Here is a 17104-nt window from a genome sequence, read left to right on the forward strand (position 1 = left end):
CCGACCGGGGCTTACGCCTGGGCCGGCTCGGCCACCTGGACGTCCTCCGGGAGGGACACCAGCCAGCGGGTGTCGCGGCGCGGGCGGAGGTAGAAGGCCCAGTAGAGGGTGGCGGCGGCGGTGATGCCGCCGGTCCACCACAGGTACGACGGGTCCTGCTCGACCAGGATGTAGACGAGGACGGCGATCAGCAGGATCGGCATCGCCGGCCAGAGCGGCATCCGCCACGCCTTGCTGGTGCCGTGCGCGCCGCGCCGGCCGAGCAGCGAGGCGATCGCGACCAGCAGGTACAGGCCGGTGACGGCGACGCCCGTGACGCCGTAGAGGGTGTCCAGGTTGACGAAGCAGAGGAACGCGCCCGGGACGCCGACGACGAGGGTGGCGACCCAGGGGGAGCCGAACCGGCCGAGCTTGGCGAGGGCGTTGTTGACCGGGGAGGGCCAGGCCTTGTCGCGGGCGGAGGCGAACAGGACGCGGGAGTTCTGGATGACCATGACGATGCCCGCGTTGATGATCGCGAGGGCGACGCACAGGCTGACGAAGGTGCCGACGGCCGAGTTGCTCCAGGCGATGACCATGCTGGAGATGTCGCCGCCGGTCAGGGCCTTCAGGTCACCGGCGCCCAGGGTGATCGCCACGACCGGCACCAGGATGACGACGCTGGAGATGGCGAGCGTCGCGAGGACGGTACGGGCGACGTTGCGGCGCGGGTTCTCCAGCTCCTCGGAGAGGTAGACGGCGGTGGAGAAGCCCTGGGTGACGAAGAGGGCGATGGCCAGCCCGGAGACGACCATCATGGCCGTGACGGCGCCCACGTGCGCGTGCTCGCCGGCGACCTGGAGGGAGCCGAGGCTGCCCAGGCCGCGGTGCGCGTGGCTGAAGCCGAGGAGGGCGACGACTCCGGCGGCGACGACCTCCAGGACCAGGAAGACGCCGGTGATCCAGGCGTTGGCGCGCAGGTCCAGCAGACCGGCCAGGGTGGCCGCGAGCATCACGCCGGCGCCCGTGAAGGACGGGTCGAGGTGGATGACAGGGGCGAGGTAGTCGGCGGTGCCCATCGCGATGACCGGAGGGACGATCATCACGACTAGCAGCGACATCACGAAGGCCAGCCAGCCGGCGAGCCGCCCGGCCAGGGTGGAGACCATGGCGTACTCGCCGCCCGCGCTGGGGATGAGGGTGCCCAGCTCCGAGTAGCAGAAAGCCACGGGTATACAGAGCAGCGCACCGATGGCGATACAGAGCGCGGTCGCCGTGCCCAGGCTGGAGAACAGGTCGGGCACGATCACGAACAGCGTGGAGGCGGGCGTGACGCACGACAGTGTCAGCAGGGTGCCGCCGACGACGCCGATGGAACGCTTCAGGCCCGGTGCAGAGGCGGGCGCGGTTTCGGCCACGGACTTCGGGAGCGTGTCGGTCATACGGCGGTTCCGATCGACTTGTACGGCTGAGGGTGGGGGTCGGGAGCGCTATCGCCTCCGGCGGATCGTCGTGCGTTCATCTCGTCCGCTCCCGGCCCGCATAGAGAACCCCGACGAAAACCGTCACGTCAATGGCCGTTTACCTTCGGAATCCGCACCTGCCCACGCCCTTACGCCGCATCACATTCCCAGGCAGTGAAGCCCTATAGGCGCATCCATCAAGCCCCAAGCGAATGTGACCTTGCTTTCAAAGGTCATTTTCACGTAACTCCTTCGTCACCCGTTTCGTCCGGCGTGAACGGGAACCGCAGCTGAGGCGTCAAAAAAATGTCAGGCCGTCCGGAGTCCGGACGGCCTGACGAAGGGTTCTGGCTGCGGTCAGTGGTTGCGCGGGAAGCCCAGGTCCACGCCCGCCGGGGCCTCGGACGGGTCGGGCCAGCGGGTGGTCACGACCTTGCCGCGGGTGTAGAAGTGCGTGCCGTCGTTGCCGTAGATGTGGTGGTCGCCGAAGAGCGAGTCCTTCCAGCCACCGAAGGAGTGGTAGCCCACCGGCACCGGGATCGGCACGTTCACGCCGACCATGCCCGCCTCGATCTCCAGCTGGAAGCGGCGGGCCGCGCCGCCGTCCCGGGTGAAGATCGCGGTGCCGTTGCCGAACGGCGAGGCGTTGATGAGCGCCACGCCCTCCTCATAGGTGTCCACGCGCAGCACGCACAGCACCGGGCCGAAGATCTCGTCCTGGTAGGCCCTGGCACTGGTGGGCACCTTGTCGAGCAGCGAGATGCCGATCCAGTGGCCGTCCTCGAAGCCCTCGACCGTGTAGCCGGAGCCGTCCAGCACGACCTCGGCGCCCTCGGCGGCCGCGCCCTCGACGTAGGAGGCCACCTTGTCGCGGTGGACCTTGGTGATCAGCGGGCCCATCTCGGACGTCGGGTCGTTACCCGGGCCGATCTTGATCTTCTCGGCGCGCTCGCGGATCTTCTCCACCAGCGTGTCGCCGATGGCACCCACGGCCACGACGGCCGAGATGGCCATGCAGCGCTCGCCCGCGGAGCCGTAGGCGGCGCTCACCGCGGCGTCCGCGGCCGCGTCCAGGTCGGCGTCCGGCAGGACCAGCATGTGGTTCTTCGCGCCGCCGAGGGCCTGCACGCGCTTGCCGTTGGCGGAGGCGGTGGTGTGGATGTAGCGGGCGATCGGGGTCGAGCCGACGAACGAGACGGCCTTGACGTCCGGGTGCTCCAGAAGCCGGTCCACGGCCACCTTGTCACCGTGCACGACGTTGAAGACGCCGTCCGGCAGACCGGCCTCGGACAGCAGCTCGGCGATCCGGACGGAGGCCGACGGGTCCTTCTCGGACGGCTTCAGCACGAAGGTGTTGCCGCACGCGATGGCGATCGGGAACATCCACATCGGGACCATCGCCGGGAAGTTGAACGGCGTGATGCCCGCGACGACACCGAGCGGCTGGCGGATCGCGGCCACGTCGACGCGGCTGGCGACCTGTGTGGACAGCTCGCCCTTGAGCTGCACGTTGATGCCACAGGCCAGGTCGACGATCTCCAGCCCGCGCGCGACCTCACCGAGCGCGTCGGAGTGCACCTTGCCGTGCTCGGCGGTGATCAGCTCGGCGATCTCGTCGCGGTGGGCGTCCAGCAGCGCCCGGAACCTGAAGAGGATGGTGGTCCGCTGGGCCAGCGACGAGCGGCCCCAGGTCTCGAAGGCGTCCTTGGCCGCCGCGACGGCCGTGTCCACCTCCTCGACCGACGCGAACGCGACCTTCGTGGTGACCGCGCCGGTCGCCGGGTCCGTGACCGGCCCGTACGTACCCGACGCGCCTTCGGCGGTCTTGCCGCCGATCCAGTGGTTGACGATCTTCGTCATGCCCAGAGACTCCTTATTACAGATGGCGGCGTCGGGTCGAGACGTGCCGTTCGTACAGCTCACGTGCCTTGACCGCGGACGATCTGGTCGCGGTCTCGGCCACAGGAACATCCCACCAGGCCTGCGCCGGGGGCGCGCCCGACACAGTGTCGGACGTTTCGGTCTCCACGTAGACACATGTGGGAGTGTCGGCGGCGCGCGCCTCGGCGAGCGCCGCGCGCAGCTCTCGTACGGTCTTCGCGCGCAGTACCCGCATACCCAGGCTGGCCGCGTTGGCCGCGAGGTCGACGGGCAGGGGTGCGCCCGTGAACGTCCCGTCCTCGGCCTGGAAGCGATACGCGGTGCCGAACCGCTCGCCACCCACCGACTCCGAGAGCCCGCCGATGGACGCGTACCCGTGGTTCTGCACCAGCACGATCTTGATCGCGACGCCCTCCTGTACGGCGGTCACGATCTCCGTCGGCATCATCAGATACGTGCCGTCGCCGACCATCGCCCACACGTTCCGCTCCGGCGCGGCCAGCTTCACGCCGAGGGCGGCCGGGATCTCGTAGCCCATGCAGGAGTAGCCGTACTCCAGGTGGTACTGGTCGCAGGACCGCGCCCGCCACAGCTTGTGCAGATCACCCGGGAGCGAGCCCGCCGCGTTGATGATGATGTCGGACTCGTCCACCAGGGCGTCCAGGGCCCCGATGACCTGCGGCTGGGTCGGCCGTACGTCGATCTCCTCGGCCTCGAAGCAGGCGTCGACGCGCTGCTCCCAGCGCTCCTTGTCCTCGGTGTACTCGGTGATGTACGGCTCCGGCACCCGGTGGCCGTGCATCCCCAGCGCCTCCGTCAGCTCGCCCAGGCCGCTGCGGGCGTCGGCGACCAGCGGGAGTCCGGACAGCTTGTGGCCGTCGAAGGGCGCGATGTTGAGGTTGAGGAAGCGGACGTCCGGGTTCGCGAAGAGGGTGCCGGAGGCGGTGGTGAAGTCGGTGTAGCGGGTGCCGACGCCGATCACCAGGTCGGCCGTGCGGGCCAGCTCGTCGGCGGTCGCGGTGCCGGTGTGGCCGACCCCGCCGACGTCCTGCGGATGGTCGTACCGCAGGGAGCCCTTGCCGGCCTGGGTGGAGGCGACCGGGATGCGGGTGACCTCGGCGAACTCGGCGAGGGCCGCCTCGGCGCGGCTGTGGTGGACTCCGCCGCCCGCGATGACCAGGGGCCGGCGCGCGTCCCGGATCACCCGGACCGCCTCGGCCAGCTCGACGGGGTCCGCGCCCGGCCGGCGTACCGTCCACACGCGCTCGGCGAAGAACTCCTCCGGCCAGTCGAAGGCCTCCGCCTGCACGTCCTGTGGCAGGGCGAGCGTGACCGCGCCGGTCTCGACGGGGTCGGTGAGGACCCGCACGGCCTGCAGGGCCGAGGGGATCAGGGCCTCGGGCCGGGTGACGCGGTCGAAGTACCGCGACACCGGACGCAGGCTGTCGTTGACCGACACATCGCCCGCGTACGGCACCTCCAGCTGCTGCAGCACCGGATCGGCGGGGCGGGTGGCGAAGACGTCGCCGGGCAGGAGCAGGACCGGGAGGTGGTTGATGGTCGCGAGGGCCGCGCCGGTGACGAGGTTGGTGGCGCCGGGGCCGATCGACGTCGTCACCGCGTGCGTGGACAGCCGGTTCGCCTGACGGGCGTACCCGACCGCCGCATGCACCATCGACTGCTCGTTGCGGCCCTGGTGATACGGCATCACATCGGCGTACTCGATCAGCGCCTGGCCGAGCCCCGCGACATTGCCGTGGCCGAAGATGCCCCAGGTCGCGCCGATCAGCCGCTGCCGCTCACCGTCGCGTTCGGTGTACTGGGCGGCGAGGAAGCGGACGAGCGCCTGGGCGACGGTCAGCCGGATCGTCATCGGTAACCCCCTGTGGTCTCGGTGTGGTCCGGGTGGAAGCAGATCCGCCACTCCCGGGTCTCGCCGGGGCCTGCCATGACGTTCAGGTAGTACATGTCATGCCCGGGCTGGGCGATGGACGGGCCGTGCCAGCCGTCGGGGACGAGGACCGCGTCACCGGAACGGACCTCGGCGAGGACGTCGGATCCGCCCTCTCGCGAGGGGAAGACGCGCTGATAGCCGAGACCGCCCGGGCCGTCGATCTCGAAGTAGTAGATCTCCTCCAGCTCGGACTCCTGGCCCGGCCGGTGCTCGTCGTGCTTGTGCGGCGGATACGAGGACCAGTTGCCGCCCGGCGTGACCACCTCGACCGCGATCAGCCTGTCGCAGTCGAAGGAGCCGGCAGAGGCGAAGTTGCGCACCCGGCGGGCGCAGGTGCCGCTGCCGCGTTCCTCGACGGGGACCTCCGGCGCGGGGCCGTAGCGGGCGGGGAGTCGTCGCTCGCACTTCGCTCCTGCCAGGGCGAAGCGGCCTCCCGCGCCGGAGGCGATCTGGACCCGGGCGTCCCGGGGCACGTACGCGAAGTCGGAGACGTCCGCGAACACGCTGTCCCGGCCCAGGAGTTGGAACTCGTCCTTCTCGGTTGACGCAGTCTCAATTTGTACGGTACATCCGCCTTGCAGCGGAAGCACGATCCACTCACTGTCGCCGGTGGTGAACGTATGGCTGCCGCCGGGCGCCAACTCGACCACACGCAGGCTGCTGTGTGTCCAGCCGGCCAACTTGGGGTCGATGTCGACGGCGTACTGGGCGTTCGCGGTGGCGCCCTTGGGCAGATGCAGATCGGTGCTGGTCATGCGGCCCTCACAGCAGTCCTACGGCGGTGTCCACGGCGGCGGCCACATCGCCGTCCGCCGGGTACAGCAGCGAGCGGCCGACCACCAGGCCGCGCACGGTGGGGAGTTGGAGCGCGCCGCGCCACTTCTCGTACGCGGCGACCTGGTCCTCGGGCGAGTCCCCGATGTCACCGCCGAGCAGCACGGCCGGCAGGGTCGAGGTCTCCATGACCCGGGCCATGTCGTCGGGGTTCTCGGTGACGGGCACCTTCAGCCAGGTGTAGGCGGAGGAGCCGCCGAGACCGGAGGCGATGGCGATGGACCGGGTGACCGCCTCGGCCGACAGGTCGTTCCTGACCTTCCCCTCGGGGCTGCGACGGCTGATGAACGGCTCCACGAACACCGGCAGCCGCCGCGCGGCCATGTCGTCGATGGCACGGGCGGTGGACTCCAGGGTGGTCAGGGAGCCCGGGTCGGCGTAGTCGATGCGCAGCAGCAGTTTGCCCGCGTCGAAGCCGAGCCGCTGGAGGTCCTCGGGCCGGTGCCCGGTGAAGCGGTCGTCCAGCTCGAAACTGGCGCCCTGCAGCCCGCCCCGGTTCATGGACCCCATGACGACCTTGTGGTCGAGGGCGCCGAGCAGCAGCAGGTCGTCCAGGATGTCGGCGGTGGCGAGAACCCCGTCGACGCCGGGCCGGGACAGCGCCAGGCACAGCCGTTCCAGCAGGTCGGCGCGGTTGGCCATGGCGAGCTTGCGGTCGCCGACGCCGAGGGCACCCCGGGCGGGGTGGTCTGCGGCGACGATCATCAGCTTGCCGTTCTCGTTGAGGAGCGGCCTGCGGGCGCGGCGGGTGGCGGCCTCGGCGATCGCCTCGGGATGGTGGGTGCGGATGCGGACGAGCTCGGCCACATCCACCCGCGGGGTGCGGGTGCCGGAGCCGCCCTCGGTGTGCGTTCCCGTGACCCGGCCGGCCCTCACAGCACCGCTCCCGCCTCTAGCGCGGCGGCCACCTCGTCCGGGGTGGGCATCGCCGAGGAGCACTCCAGACGGGAGGCGACGATGGCGCCCGCCGCGTTGGCGTGCCGCATGATCGTCTCCAGGTCCCAGCCCTCCAGCAGGCCGTTGCAGAGGGAGCCGCCGAAGGCGTCTCCGGCGCCGAGACCGTTGAGGACGGTGACGGGGAGGGGCGGGACCTCGGCGGAGTCGCCGTTGCGGCTGACCGCGAGGACACCCTTGGGCCCCTGCTTGACGACGGCGATCTCGACCCCGGCGTCCAGGAGCGCGCGGGCGGCGGCATGCGGGTCGCGTACGCCGGTGGCGACTTCCACCTCGTCCAGGTTGCCGACGGCGACGGTGGTGTGGCGCAGGGCCTCGGCGTAGAAGGGCCGGGCGGCGGCCGGCCCGGGGCGGGAGCCGCTGATGTCACTGCTCCAGAACATGGGGCGCCAGTCGAGGTCGAAGACCGTCGTGCCCTCCTTCGCCCGGTGGGCGAGGGCCGCGAGGGTGGCCGTACGGCTGGGCTCCTCGCTCAGGCCGGTGCCGGTGACCCAGAAGATACGGGCCTCGCGGATGGCGTCGAGGTCCAGCTCGTGGGCGTCGATCTCCAGGTCGGGCGCCTTGGGCTGCCGGTAGAAGTAGAGCGGGAAGTCGTCCGGCGGGAAGACCTCGCAGAAGGTGACCGGGGTCGGGAGCCCGGGGACCGGGGTGACCCAGCGGTCGTCGACGCCGAAGTCGCGCAGCGCCTCGTGCAGATAGGTGCCGAACGGGTCGTCGCCCGTCCGGGTGATCACGGCGGTGTGCCGGCCGAGCCGGGCCGCGGCGACCGCGACGTTCGTCGCCGACCCGCCGAGGAACTTGCCGAAGGACGACACCTGGGCGAGCGGGACACCGGTTTGCAGCGGGTAGAGGTCCACTCCGATCCGCCCCATGGTGATCAGGTCGTAGGCCATCGACTTCCCTTCGTCACGACTCTCCCCGGTTTTGTAGTCCCGGACGCCGAGTCCTGTCAATGCTTTGTCCAGACATTCGGACCAGTGAGGCCGTTCCACTCCGGGCGCCTCGTCCTCACTGTCCCCCCGAGGGCGTTGCACGTGCCCGCTCGTAGCATGGTGTCGTGTCGGACCAATCGCCCTGGGTGACCGTGCCTGCCTGGCCCCATCCGGCGTTGCGGCCCGGGGTGATCAGCTACCGCGGGATACGGATGGCCCTCGACCGGCCGCGCCGTCGGCTGGAGGCGCCGATCGGTGCTGCCACGTTGCTCCTGGGCTTCGAGGCGCCGGTGCGTATCACGCGGGCCGGGCGGCCCCCGGTGAGCCTGGTGTCCGTCGTCAACGGGCTGACCACCCTGCCCGCTCTCGGCGAACACGGGGGCCGGCTCTCCGGGATCGAGGTGCTGCTCGCGCCGTGGGCCGCGTTCACGCTGTTCGGCACGCCGCAGTACGAGCTGGCCAACCGCTCGCTGGATCCGGACGAGCTGGCCGACGCGGGCGCACCGCTCGGCGAACTCGCCGCCGCGCTCGCCGCGTTGCCCGGCTGGCCGGAGCGGTTCGCACTGCTCGACCGCGTGCTGCTGGAACGGCTGCGCGCGGGCGTGCCCGTGTCCGAGCGGGTGGTGCACGCCTGGGCGCTGCTCGGGCGCAGCGCCGGCCGGGTCCCGGTGTCCCGGCTGGCCGAGGAAGTGGGCTGGAGCGTACGGCACTTGGAGAACCGCTTCCGGGAGCAGATCGGTCTGCCCCCGAAGGTGGCGGCCCGGGTGCTGCGGCTGCAACGGGCGCGGCGGCTGCTGGCCGCGGGACACGGGCAGGCGGAGACCGCGGCGATGTGCGGGTACTACGACCAGGCGCACTTCAGCGGCGAGTTCAGGACCATGACCGGCTGCACGCCGGGGGAGTTCCTGGCGGCCCGGCGGCTGCCGGCCGCGACCGCCGTGGCCGACCGGCTGGCGGGCGAGCCGACGAGCCTGCTTCTCACCTCCGGCCGCGGTGCGCCTTTTTCCAAGACCCGCGGAGGCCCCACCGGGCACGCTGATCGTCCGGCCATCAGACTCCGCAGGCGGACGGGGGCGTCCGGCGGCCAGGGGGAGCCGGCCCGGGAGGCGCCCTGACCGGGTCGGTACCCCCTGGAGGATGGCCGTCGGAGATACGGGGGAGCCGGCGGGCCGGGTCTGACGCAGCGGACCCGGCCCGTCCTCGGCCCTCGACTCGGCTTGACGGATTGATGACTTGACGGCTTGACGGCTTGATGGCTTGATTCAGCCGGCCCTGGACCGGCGTGGGAGCGACGCGCCGTGCCGGCGCCCCGGCGTGCGCCTTTGTGGCGGCTGTGTCACAAACGCCCTCTCTGTGTCACATGTGTCCCGTGTACGCGGGTTGTGCGTCACATCGTGGCGACAGGCACTGCCCTCCGGTCACTGTGCGTCGTTCACCGGATACAGGCTTGGTGATCGCCAGCGCGGCGCCCGGCTCCCCCGACGGCCACCCCCGGCCGCCGCTGTGGCGCGCGCAGGGAGGTACAACTCATGACCGACCAAAGGCTCTGGTCCTACAAGGAGATCGCGGCACACATCAGAGTGCAGCCGGACACCGTACGGTCCTATCGCAAACACGGGCTGCTGCCTCCGCCCGACCATGTGGAGGGCGGCAAGCCCTACTGGTACGCCGACACCGTCCGCGCCTGGGTCGCCTCCCGGCCCGGCAACCGCGGCCGCCACCTGGACTGACCCGGCCGCCCCCCCGTCCGCCGGGAGAAAATCCCCTGTGCCCCACCGTCCACGTGGGGCACAGTCGCTCCATGAGTTTCTCCGTCAAACCCACCCTGACCGGCCGGAAGACCGTACTTCGGTCCTTCACCGAGGCCGACGCCGACATCATGCGGGAGATCATCGCCGACCCCGAGGTCCTCCACTTCACCTTCGACCCGTCCACCGAACTCACCCTGGAGCGACTGCGGTCCTGGTACGGCTCCCGGGCCACCGCGCCCGACCGGCTCGACCTGGCCGTCACGGACCCCGGGACCGGCGAGGTCCTGGGCGAGGCCGTGCTGTACGAGTACGACCCGGCCACCCGAAGCTGCACCTTCCGCACCCTCATCGGCCCCCGGGGCCGCGGCCGCGGTGTCGGTACCGAGGCGACCCGCCTGATCGTCGGCTACGGCTTCGAGCAACTCGGTCTGCGCCGGATCCAGTTGGAGGTCTACGGCGACAACGACCGGGCCCGGCACGTGTACGAGAAGGTCGGGTTCCGGGTGGAAGGGGTGCGCAAGGAAGCGGTGCCCAGGGACGGTGACTGGGTCGACGAGGTGCTGATGGCCGTCCTGGACCGCGAGTGGGCCGCTCTCACGTCCACGGCTCGATGACCGTGACGCCGCCCGCCCCTCCCGCCGTACCCATCGCCGCGAGGGCCGCCGGTGTCGCGTCGAGCGTGATCGTGGACGTCACCAGCAGCTCGGGACGCAGGACGCCGGAGCGGACCAGGCGCAGCATGCCGGGGTAGCTGTGGGCGGCCATGCCGTGGCTGCCGAGGAGTTCCAGCTCCAGGGCGATGGCGCGGGCGAGCGGGACGGGCGTGGTGCCGTCCGGTGAGGGCAGCAGGCCCACCTGGATGTGCCGGCCGCGGCGGCGCAGGCCGTTCACGGAGGCGGCGCAGGTGGCGGGCGAGCCGAGCGCGTCGAGGGAGAGGTGGGCGCCGCCCTCGGTCAGCTCACGGACGGCGGCGGCCGGGTCGGCCACACCGGTGGCGTCGACGCACTCCGCGGCACCGAATTTCCGCGCCAGGTCGAGGGCTTGGGGAGACACGTCGACGGCGATCACACGGGCCCCGGCCGCCGCCGCGATCATCACCGCAGACAGCCCGACCCCGCCGCAGCCGTGCACGGCGACCCACTCCCCCGCCACCGCCCGTCCCTGCTGCACCACCGCACGGAAGGCGGTGGCGAAACGGCAGCCGAGGGCGGCGGCGGTGGAGTACTCCATCTCGTCCGGCATCGCGACCAGGTTGACGTCGGCGTGGTCGAGCGCCACGTACTCGGCGAAGGAGCCCCAGTGGTGGAAGCCCGGCTGGGTCTGGCGTTCGCACACCTGCTGGTCGCCCGCCGCACAGGCCGGGCAGGTCCCGCAGGCGCAGACGAACGGCACGGTGACCCGGTCACCGGGCCGCCAACCGGTCAGCCGGTAACCGACCGCCTCCACAACACCGGCCAGTTCATGCCCGGGCACATGCGGCAGGGTGATGTCGGAGTCGTGGCCCATCCAGCCGTGCCAGTCGCTGCGGCAGAGGCCGGTGGCCTCCACCCGGACGATCACGCCGTGCTCCACGGGTTCCGGGTCGGGGACGTCCCGCACCTCGGCCGGCTTCCCGAACTGCTCGAACACCACGGCTCTCATGGGCCCACCCTGCCACGGCGGCCGGCGACCTCACACCCCCGCCGGCTCCTTCTCCTCCACCGGTGCCACCGGCTCGCCCTCGCTGAGTCCGAACCGCTCGTGAACGCGCCGCAGCCAGGCCGGCGCCCACCAAGTCGCCCTCCCCGTCAGCCGCATGATCGCCGGTACCAGGAGGCTGCGGACCACCATCGCGTCCATCAGGACCGCAAGCGCGATACCCAGGCCGAGCATCTTGGTGTTGGTCACCCTTGAGGTGCCGATGGCGACCATCACCACAGCGAGGATGACCGCCGCCGCGGTGATCAGCCCACCGGTGCGCCGCAGTCCGTGCCGCACCGCCGATTCGTGGTCGCCCGTGCGGTCGTACTCCTCCTTGATGCGGGACAGCAGGAACACGCCGTAGTCCATGGAGAGCCCGAAGGCCACGCAGAACATCAGCACGGGCAGGGTGGTCTCGATCGAGCCGGGGCTGGTGAAGCCGAGCGAGCCGGACAGATGGCCGTCCTGGAAGACCCAGACCACGGCGCCGAACATCGCCGTCAGGCTGAGCGCGTTGAGCACCACCGCCTGGATCGGTATCAGCACGCTGCCCGTCAGCAGGAAGACCAGGAGCAGGGTGACGACGGCGATGAACACGGCCGCCCACGGCAGGCGCTCGGCTATCGCGTGCTTGGTGTCGACCAGGACGGCCGCCGTGCCGGTCACCTTCGTGTCGAAGGGCGGGTGGAGGGCTCGTATGTCGCCCACCAGGCGCTGGGCCGCGTCGCCCACGGCCTCCCCCTCGGGCTGCACCGTGAAGTAGGCGGCGTCGCCCTTGACCAGCGGGCCGTCGACGCGGACCGCCTCGGGCAGGGCGGCCACCTGCTGCTTGTAGGCGGCATACTGCGCGGCGGTGGCCCTGCCCTCGGCGAGGACCTCCAGACCGCCGCCGGGGCTGCCCGGGAAGCCCTCGCGGATCTGGTCCTGCACCACATGGGACTCGGCGGTCGAGGGGAGCTGGCGGTCGTCGGCGGTGCCGAACTTCACACCCAGGAAGGGCAGTCCGAGGATCACCAGCAGGACGGTGGTGCCGAGGGCGAAGAGCGGGGCGCGGCGCATCACCAGGCGGGCGGTCCGCGCCCAGGCCGTCCCCTCGGCGGGCCTCGGCTCGCGGCCCCGGCGGAACAGGCGGCGCAGGTCGAGGGCGTTGACCCGGTGGCCGAGCAGGACCAGGGCGGCCGGGAGCAGGATCAGGGCGGCGGCCGCGGCGAGCAGGACCACGGCGATGCCGGCGTAGGCGAAGGAGCGCAGGAAGTACTGCGGGAAGACCATCATGGCGGCCAGGGACACCGCCACCGTGAGGGCGGAGAAGAGCACCGTGCGCCCGGCCGTGCGCAGGGTCGCGCCGATCGCCGTCAACGGGTCGGCGCCCGTGGACAGTTCCTCGCGGTAGCGGCGGACGATGAACAGGGCGTAGTCGATGGCCAGGCCGAGGCCGAGGGCCGTGGTGAGGTTGAGCGCGAAGACGGAGACGTCGGTGAAGGCCGTCAGACCGCGCAGAACGGCGTTGGTGCCGAGGATGGCGACGATGCCGATGCCGAGCGGCAGCAGGGCGGCGACCGCGCTGCCGAAGACCATCACCAGCAGCACGAGCGTGATCGGCAGAGCGATCATCTCGGCGCGGGTCAGGTCCTCCTTGATGATGGTCTGCATGTCGTGCCGCACGGCGACGATGCCGCCGACCTTCACCCGGACCGGGCCGTGCGTGCCCCGGTAGTGGGGCGCTATGCGGTCCAGGGTCTTGCCCATCGCGTTGTCGTCGCCGGTGATGCGGGCGGCGATCAGCGCCTCGTGCCCGTCCTTGGCGCGCAGGGCCGGAGACTTGCTCTGCCAGTAGGAACCGACGCCGGTCACGCCCTGCTCCCCCGCCAGCCGGCCGGCCAGGGCGCGGGCCTGGGCGGCGACCGCCGGATCGTCGACCGAGGCGCGGCCCGAGTCGACCAGGAGCAGCAGGTTCGGCTGGGAAGCGGGGAACTCGCGCTCCAGGGCCTTGGTGGCATACGTCGACTGCGCGGCCGGGTCCTCCCAGCCGCCGCTGCCGAGGCGGTCCGCGACCCCGCTGCCGGCCAGCACGGCCAGCGCCGTGAGCACCAGGGCCACCAGCAGAGACAGGCGCGGGCGGGCGGTGACGAATCGAGTCCAGCCGCGGGGCCGGGGCGGCACGTCCCCTGCGCGCAGCGCCTTGTTGACTTCGGTCATGGTGCGGTGTCCCCTTCACCGTGGAAACCGTAAACTGGCAAACACGAGATGTCGCTCGCGTTTTCACAGAATGCGAGCGACCGCTCGTGTTTGTCAATCCCGTTCGGAGATCTGGGGACAACTCGTGCCCGACAACGCGCAGACACAGGCGCAGACACAGAAGGAGCAGCCGCGCCGCCGGCAGGCCCGCGGGGAGCGCCGTATCGCCCAGCTGCTCGAAGCGGCCGCCCGGGTCTTCTGCACCACCGGCTACACCGCCGCCAGCACCAACGCCATCGCCCGCGAGGCCGGCGTCTCACCGGGGACGCTCTACCAGTTCTTCCCGAACAAGGAGGCGATCGCGATCGAGCTGGGCGACCGGCTCGTCCACGAGATGCGGGAGACCTACGGAGAGGCGCTGGCCCCCGTGGACCCCGCCACCCCGCTGGAGGAGGCCATCGGTTCCGCCATCGACCGGTTCATGACCTTCAACACCGAACACCCGGTGTTCTTCGCGCTGATGCACGGCCCCGACATCCCCGGCCGGATAGCCGAGACGCACGACCAGCTGCACACCACACTGACCGGCCGGATCGAGAGCCTGCTCGCCTCCCTCATGCCCGCCGCCACCGCGGCCGACGTCACCCGCACGGCGCATGTCTGCCTCGGTATCTACAAGGCCGGCCTGGAGCTGGTCCTCGCCCACGAGGGCGCCGAGCGCGCGGCCTATGTCCAGGAGATCAAGGACGTCCTGATCCGCTACCTGGCCCCGCTGGTGGGCGATCGGCTCGGCCACGGGTGACTCCGGGTCCCCGTCCCGGACTGCGGCGCCCTGCACATCTGCCTACAGTGCGGATAAATCACCCAGCAGCCGTCCGAGGGGACCGACGTGAGCCACTCCCCGCCTCCCGGCACGCCCAAGGCCCGCATACCCGGCCCCCAGCAGCCGCCACCGCCGTACCCCCGCATCGGAGCCGGCCTGTGGCGGCGCTGTCTGGGCGGCGGGCTCGCCCTGTGGTCGCTGACCGCGTGGGTCACGTACGAGACACGGAACACCACGCTGCTGCCGACGCTGATCCTGCTCGGCAGCTTTCTCGCACCGGTCGTCTTCGTGCTGTGGGCGTACGAGCGGCACGGCCGCGACCTGGGCGTCAGCGCGATCCTCGGCTGCTTCCTGACCGGCGGGACCCTCGGCGTGCTCAGCGCCTCCCTGATGGAGTCGTATCTGCTGCACGCCTCGCTCGGGATGTTCGTCGGCGTCGGCCTGATCGAGGAGGCCGCCAAGCTCGCGGCGCTGGCGTTCGTGCTGCACCGGCAGCCGTACATGCGCGGACTGCGCGCCGGACTGGTGCTCGGCGCGGCCGTCGGTTTCGGCTTCGCGGCTCTGGAGAGCGCCGGGTACGCCTTCGACGTGACCGTCTCCGCCCGGGGCATCGACCTGCGCACCCTGCTGGAGACGGAGATCCTGCGCGGGGTGCTCGCCCCCTTCGGGCACGGCCTGTGGACCGCGATCGCCGGCGGCGTACTGCTGTCCCGGCGCCGCCTGAACGGAGACTTCCGCCTCGCCGCGCCGGTGCTCGGCACCTACCTGGGCGTGTCCCTGCTGCACGCCCTGGGGGACTGCACGCACGGCCTCGCGATCTGGACGGTCGCCCGGCTGACCGGCACCGGCCTGCAAGGACGGCTGTTCACCCAGGCGTACCTCGTCCGGCCGAGCGCCGAGCAGGAACACCTGTTCACGTTGTTCTCGGTCGGCGGGCTGGCCCTGGTGGCCCTGGCCGGGGTCGGCTGGGCGCGGTCGCTGGCACGCCGGGACCTCTCTTGGAGAGGTACCCCCTAGGGGTATACTGTGAGGAACGTGGGGTTCTCTCGTGGATCCCACCGGCCCCACACGCCTCGACGAGGAGTAACGACATGACCGCCCACACCGACACCCCGGGCTCCGTCACCACCGTCTACAAGGTGACCGGCATGAGCTGTGGCCACTGCGAAGGCTCCGTCTCCGGCGAGATCTCCGAGATCCCCGGCGTCAGCTCGGTGAAGGCCGTCGCGTCGACCGGCGAGGTGACCGTGGTCTCCGAGGCCCCGCTGGACGACGAGGCCGTGCGCGCCGCCGTGGACGAGGCCGGCTTCGAACTGGCCGGCAGGGCCTGAGCGGCGGGACACGTACACGAGGCCCGAGCAGCGGGGGCTCGTACGAGAAACCTTTTCCCGATCGGGCCGTGCCGACCAGCTGATACTGGATCCGTACGGCCCGGTCCGATGTCTGGAGTCCGGACATGACCAGCACCACCGCAGAGACCGGGACGGCGAGCCCGACAGGCGGCACCTCCGCGGCCGGCGCCTCCGAGGTCGAGCTGCTCATCGGCGGCATGACCTGCGCCTCCTGCGCCGCCCGGGTGGAGAAGAAGCTCAACCGCATGGAGGGTGTGAGCGCCACCGTCAACTACGCCACCGAGAAGGCGAAGATCGCCTTCGGTGAGGGCGTCGGAGTGGCCGACCTCATCGCCACCGTGGAGAAGACGGGCTACACCGCCGAGGAGCCCGCACCGCCGGAGCCGGAGCCGGAACCCGAGGCGGCCGCGGAAACCCCCGAGCGGGATCCCGAACTCGGCGCCCTGCGCCACCGGCTGCTCGTCTCCGCGCTGCTCGCCGCGCCCGTCGTCCTGCTCGCGATGATCCCGGCGCTGCAGTTCGACAACTGGCAGTGGCTGTCGCTGACGCTCGCCGCACCCGCCGTCGTCTGGGGCGGCGCGCCCTTCCACCGGGCCGCCTGGACCAACGCCCGGCACGGCGCCGCCACCATGGACACCCTGGTCTCGGTCGGCACACTGGCCGCGTTCGGCTGGTCGCTGTGGGCCCTGTTCTTCGGTGACGCGGGCATGACCGGCATGCACGACGAGTTCCGCTTCACCGTCTCACGCATGGACGGCGCCTCCACCATCTATCTGGAGGTCGCCGCCGGAGTCGTCGCCCTGATCCTGCTCGGCCGCTATCTGGAGGCCCGCTCCAAGCGGCGTGCGGGCGCGGCCTTGAAGGCGCTGATGCAGCTGGGCGCCAAGGACGTCGCCGTACTGCGCGAAGGCCGTGAGATACGCGTCCCCGTCGGCTCCCTGGCCGCCGGCGACCGGTTCGTCGTACGGCCCGGCGAGAAGATCGCCACCGACGGCACGGTGATCGAGGGCGTCTCCGCGGTGGACGCGTCCATGCTGACCGGCGAGTCGGTGCCGGTGGACGTCGGTCCGGGCGACCGGGTCACCGGCGCCACGGTCAACGCGGGCGGCCGGCTGGTCGTCGAGGCCACCCGGGTCGGCGCCGACACCCAGCTCGCCCGGATGGCGCGGCTCGTGGAGGACGCGCAGAACGGCAAGGCCGGGATGCAGCGGCTCGCCGACCGGATCTCCGCGGTCTTCGTGCCCGCGGTCATCCTCATCGCCGTCGCCACCTTCGGCGCCTGGCTGGGCGTCACCGGCGACACGGTCGCCGCGTTCACGGCCG

At 71.4% G+C, this 17104-nt stretch carries 15 protein-coding genes; 7 read left to right on the forward strand and 8 right to left on the reverse strand.

The genetic code is table 11. The features are described from left to right. Positions 1–11: 11 nt before the first annotated feature. The 6 genes from AV521_RS30920 to iolC form a co-directional block, all read right to left on the reverse strand. Positions 12–1421 carry an APC family permease gene (locus tag AV521_RS30920; protein ID WP_076092953.1) on the reverse strand — a complete coding sequence of 470 codons (1410 nt, stop codon included), beginning with the start codon at positions 1419–1421 and terminating at the stop codon, positions 12–14. Between the two features lie 378 nt (positions 1422–1799). After that, positions 1800–3302, reverse strand: coding sequence for a CoA-acylating methylmalonate-semialdehyde dehydrogenase (mmsA, locus tag AV521_RS30925; protein WP_076092954.1), 1503 nt, complete (start codon positions 3300–3302; stop codon positions 1800–1802). A 16-nt stretch (positions 3303–3318) separates the two neighbouring features. Beyond that, positions 3319–5196 carry a 3D-(3,5/4)-trihydroxycyclohexane-1,2-dione acylhydrolase (decyclizing) gene (iolD, locus tag AV521_RS30930; RefSeq protein WP_076092955.1) on the reverse strand — a complete coding sequence of 626 codons (1878 nt, stop codon included), beginning with the start codon at positions 5194–5196 and terminating at the stop codon, positions 3319–3321. Further along, positions 5193–6032 (reverse strand): 5-deoxy-glucuronate isomerase, encoded by an 840-nt coding sequence (gene iolB / locus AV521_RS30935; protein WP_076092956.1) that lies wholly within the window; start codon positions 6030–6032, stop codon positions 5193–5195. The genes iolD and iolB overlap by 4 nt, the downstream gene beginning before the upstream one ends. Before the next feature lie 7 nt (positions 6033–6039). Continuing rightward, positions 6040–6987, reverse strand: coding sequence for a deoxyribose-phosphate aldolase (locus AV521_RS30940; RefSeq protein ID WP_256725724.1), 948 nt, complete (start codon positions 6985–6987; stop codon positions 6040–6042). Next, a complete protein-coding gene (gene iolC, locus AV521_RS30945; RefSeq protein WP_076092957.1) occupies positions 6984–7958 on the reverse strand; it encodes a 5-dehydro-2-deoxygluconokinase in 975 nt (324 codons plus the stop codon). The genes AV521_RS30940 and iolC overlap by 4 nt, the downstream gene beginning before the upstream one ends. 164 nt (positions 7959–8122) lie before the next feature. On the opposite strand from iolC, the gene AV521_RS30950 reads away from it, so the two are divergent. The 3 genes from AV521_RS30950 (at position 8123) to AV521_RS30960 (ending at position 10362) form a co-directional block, all read left to right on the forward strand. Further along, positions 8123–9112 (forward strand): AraC family transcriptional regulator, encoded by a 990-nt coding sequence (locus AV521_RS30950; RefSeq protein WP_305965195.1) that lies wholly within the window; start codon positions 8123–8125, stop codon positions 9110–9112. Positions 9113–9526: 414 nt separating this feature from the next. After that, positions 9527–9727 (forward strand): AlpA family transcriptional regulator, encoded by a 201-nt coding sequence (locus tag AV521_RS30955; protein WP_076092958.1) that lies wholly within the window; start codon positions 9527–9529, stop codon positions 9725–9727. Between the two features lie 71 nt (positions 9728–9798). Further along, a complete protein-coding gene (locus AV521_RS30960; RefSeq protein ID WP_076092959.1) occupies positions 9799–10362 on the forward strand; it encodes a GNAT family N-acetyltransferase in 564 nt (187 codons plus the stop codon). Here AV521_RS30960 and AV521_RS30965 read toward each other — a convergent pair. Then, complete coding sequence (locus AV521_RS30965) at positions 10343–11389, reverse strand: zinc-dependent alcohol dehydrogenase family protein (protein ID WP_076092960.1); 1047 nt, start codon at positions 11387–11389, stop codon at positions 10343–10345. The genes AV521_RS30960 and AV521_RS30965 overlap by 20 nt on opposite strands. Before the next feature lie 30 nt (positions 11390–11419). Beyond that, entirely contained in the window at positions 11420–13627 is a 2208-nt protein-coding gene (locus tag AV521_RS30970) for an MMPL family transporter (protein WP_076092961.1), read from the reverse strand. A 124-nt stretch (positions 13628–13751) separates the two neighbouring features. Between AV521_RS30970 and AV521_RS30975 the strand changes: the two genes are divergently transcribed. The 4 genes from AV521_RS30975 to AV521_RS30990 form a co-directional block, all read left to right on the forward strand. Then, complete coding sequence (locus AV521_RS30975; RefSeq protein WP_076092962.1) at positions 13752–14408, forward strand: TetR family transcriptional regulator; 657 nt, start codon at positions 13752–13754, stop codon at positions 14406–14408. Between the two features lie 87 nt (positions 14409–14495). Then, the gene (locus AV521_RS30980; RefSeq protein ID WP_076092972.1) at positions 14496–15446 is read left to right on the forward strand and encodes a PrsW family glutamic-type intramembrane protease; all 951 of its coding nucleotides are present in this window, start codon (positions 14496–14498) and stop codon (positions 15444–15446) included. Between the two features lie 74 nt (positions 15447–15520). Next, entirely contained in the window at positions 15521–15760 is a 240-nt protein-coding gene (locus AV521_RS30985; RefSeq protein ID WP_076092974.1) for a heavy-metal-associated domain-containing protein, read from the forward strand. Between the two features lie 125 nt (positions 15761–15885). Then, a partial coding sequence (locus AV521_RS30990) for a cation-translocating P-type ATPase (RefSeq protein ID WP_143658670.1) occupies positions 15886–17104 on the forward strand: 1219 nt, incomplete at its 3' end.

The organism is Streptomyces sp. IMTB 2501 (assembly GCF_001953885.1).
In the GTDB taxonomy this organism is placed as follows: Bacteria; Actinomycetota; Actinomycetes; order Streptomycetales; family Streptomycetaceae; genus Streptomyces.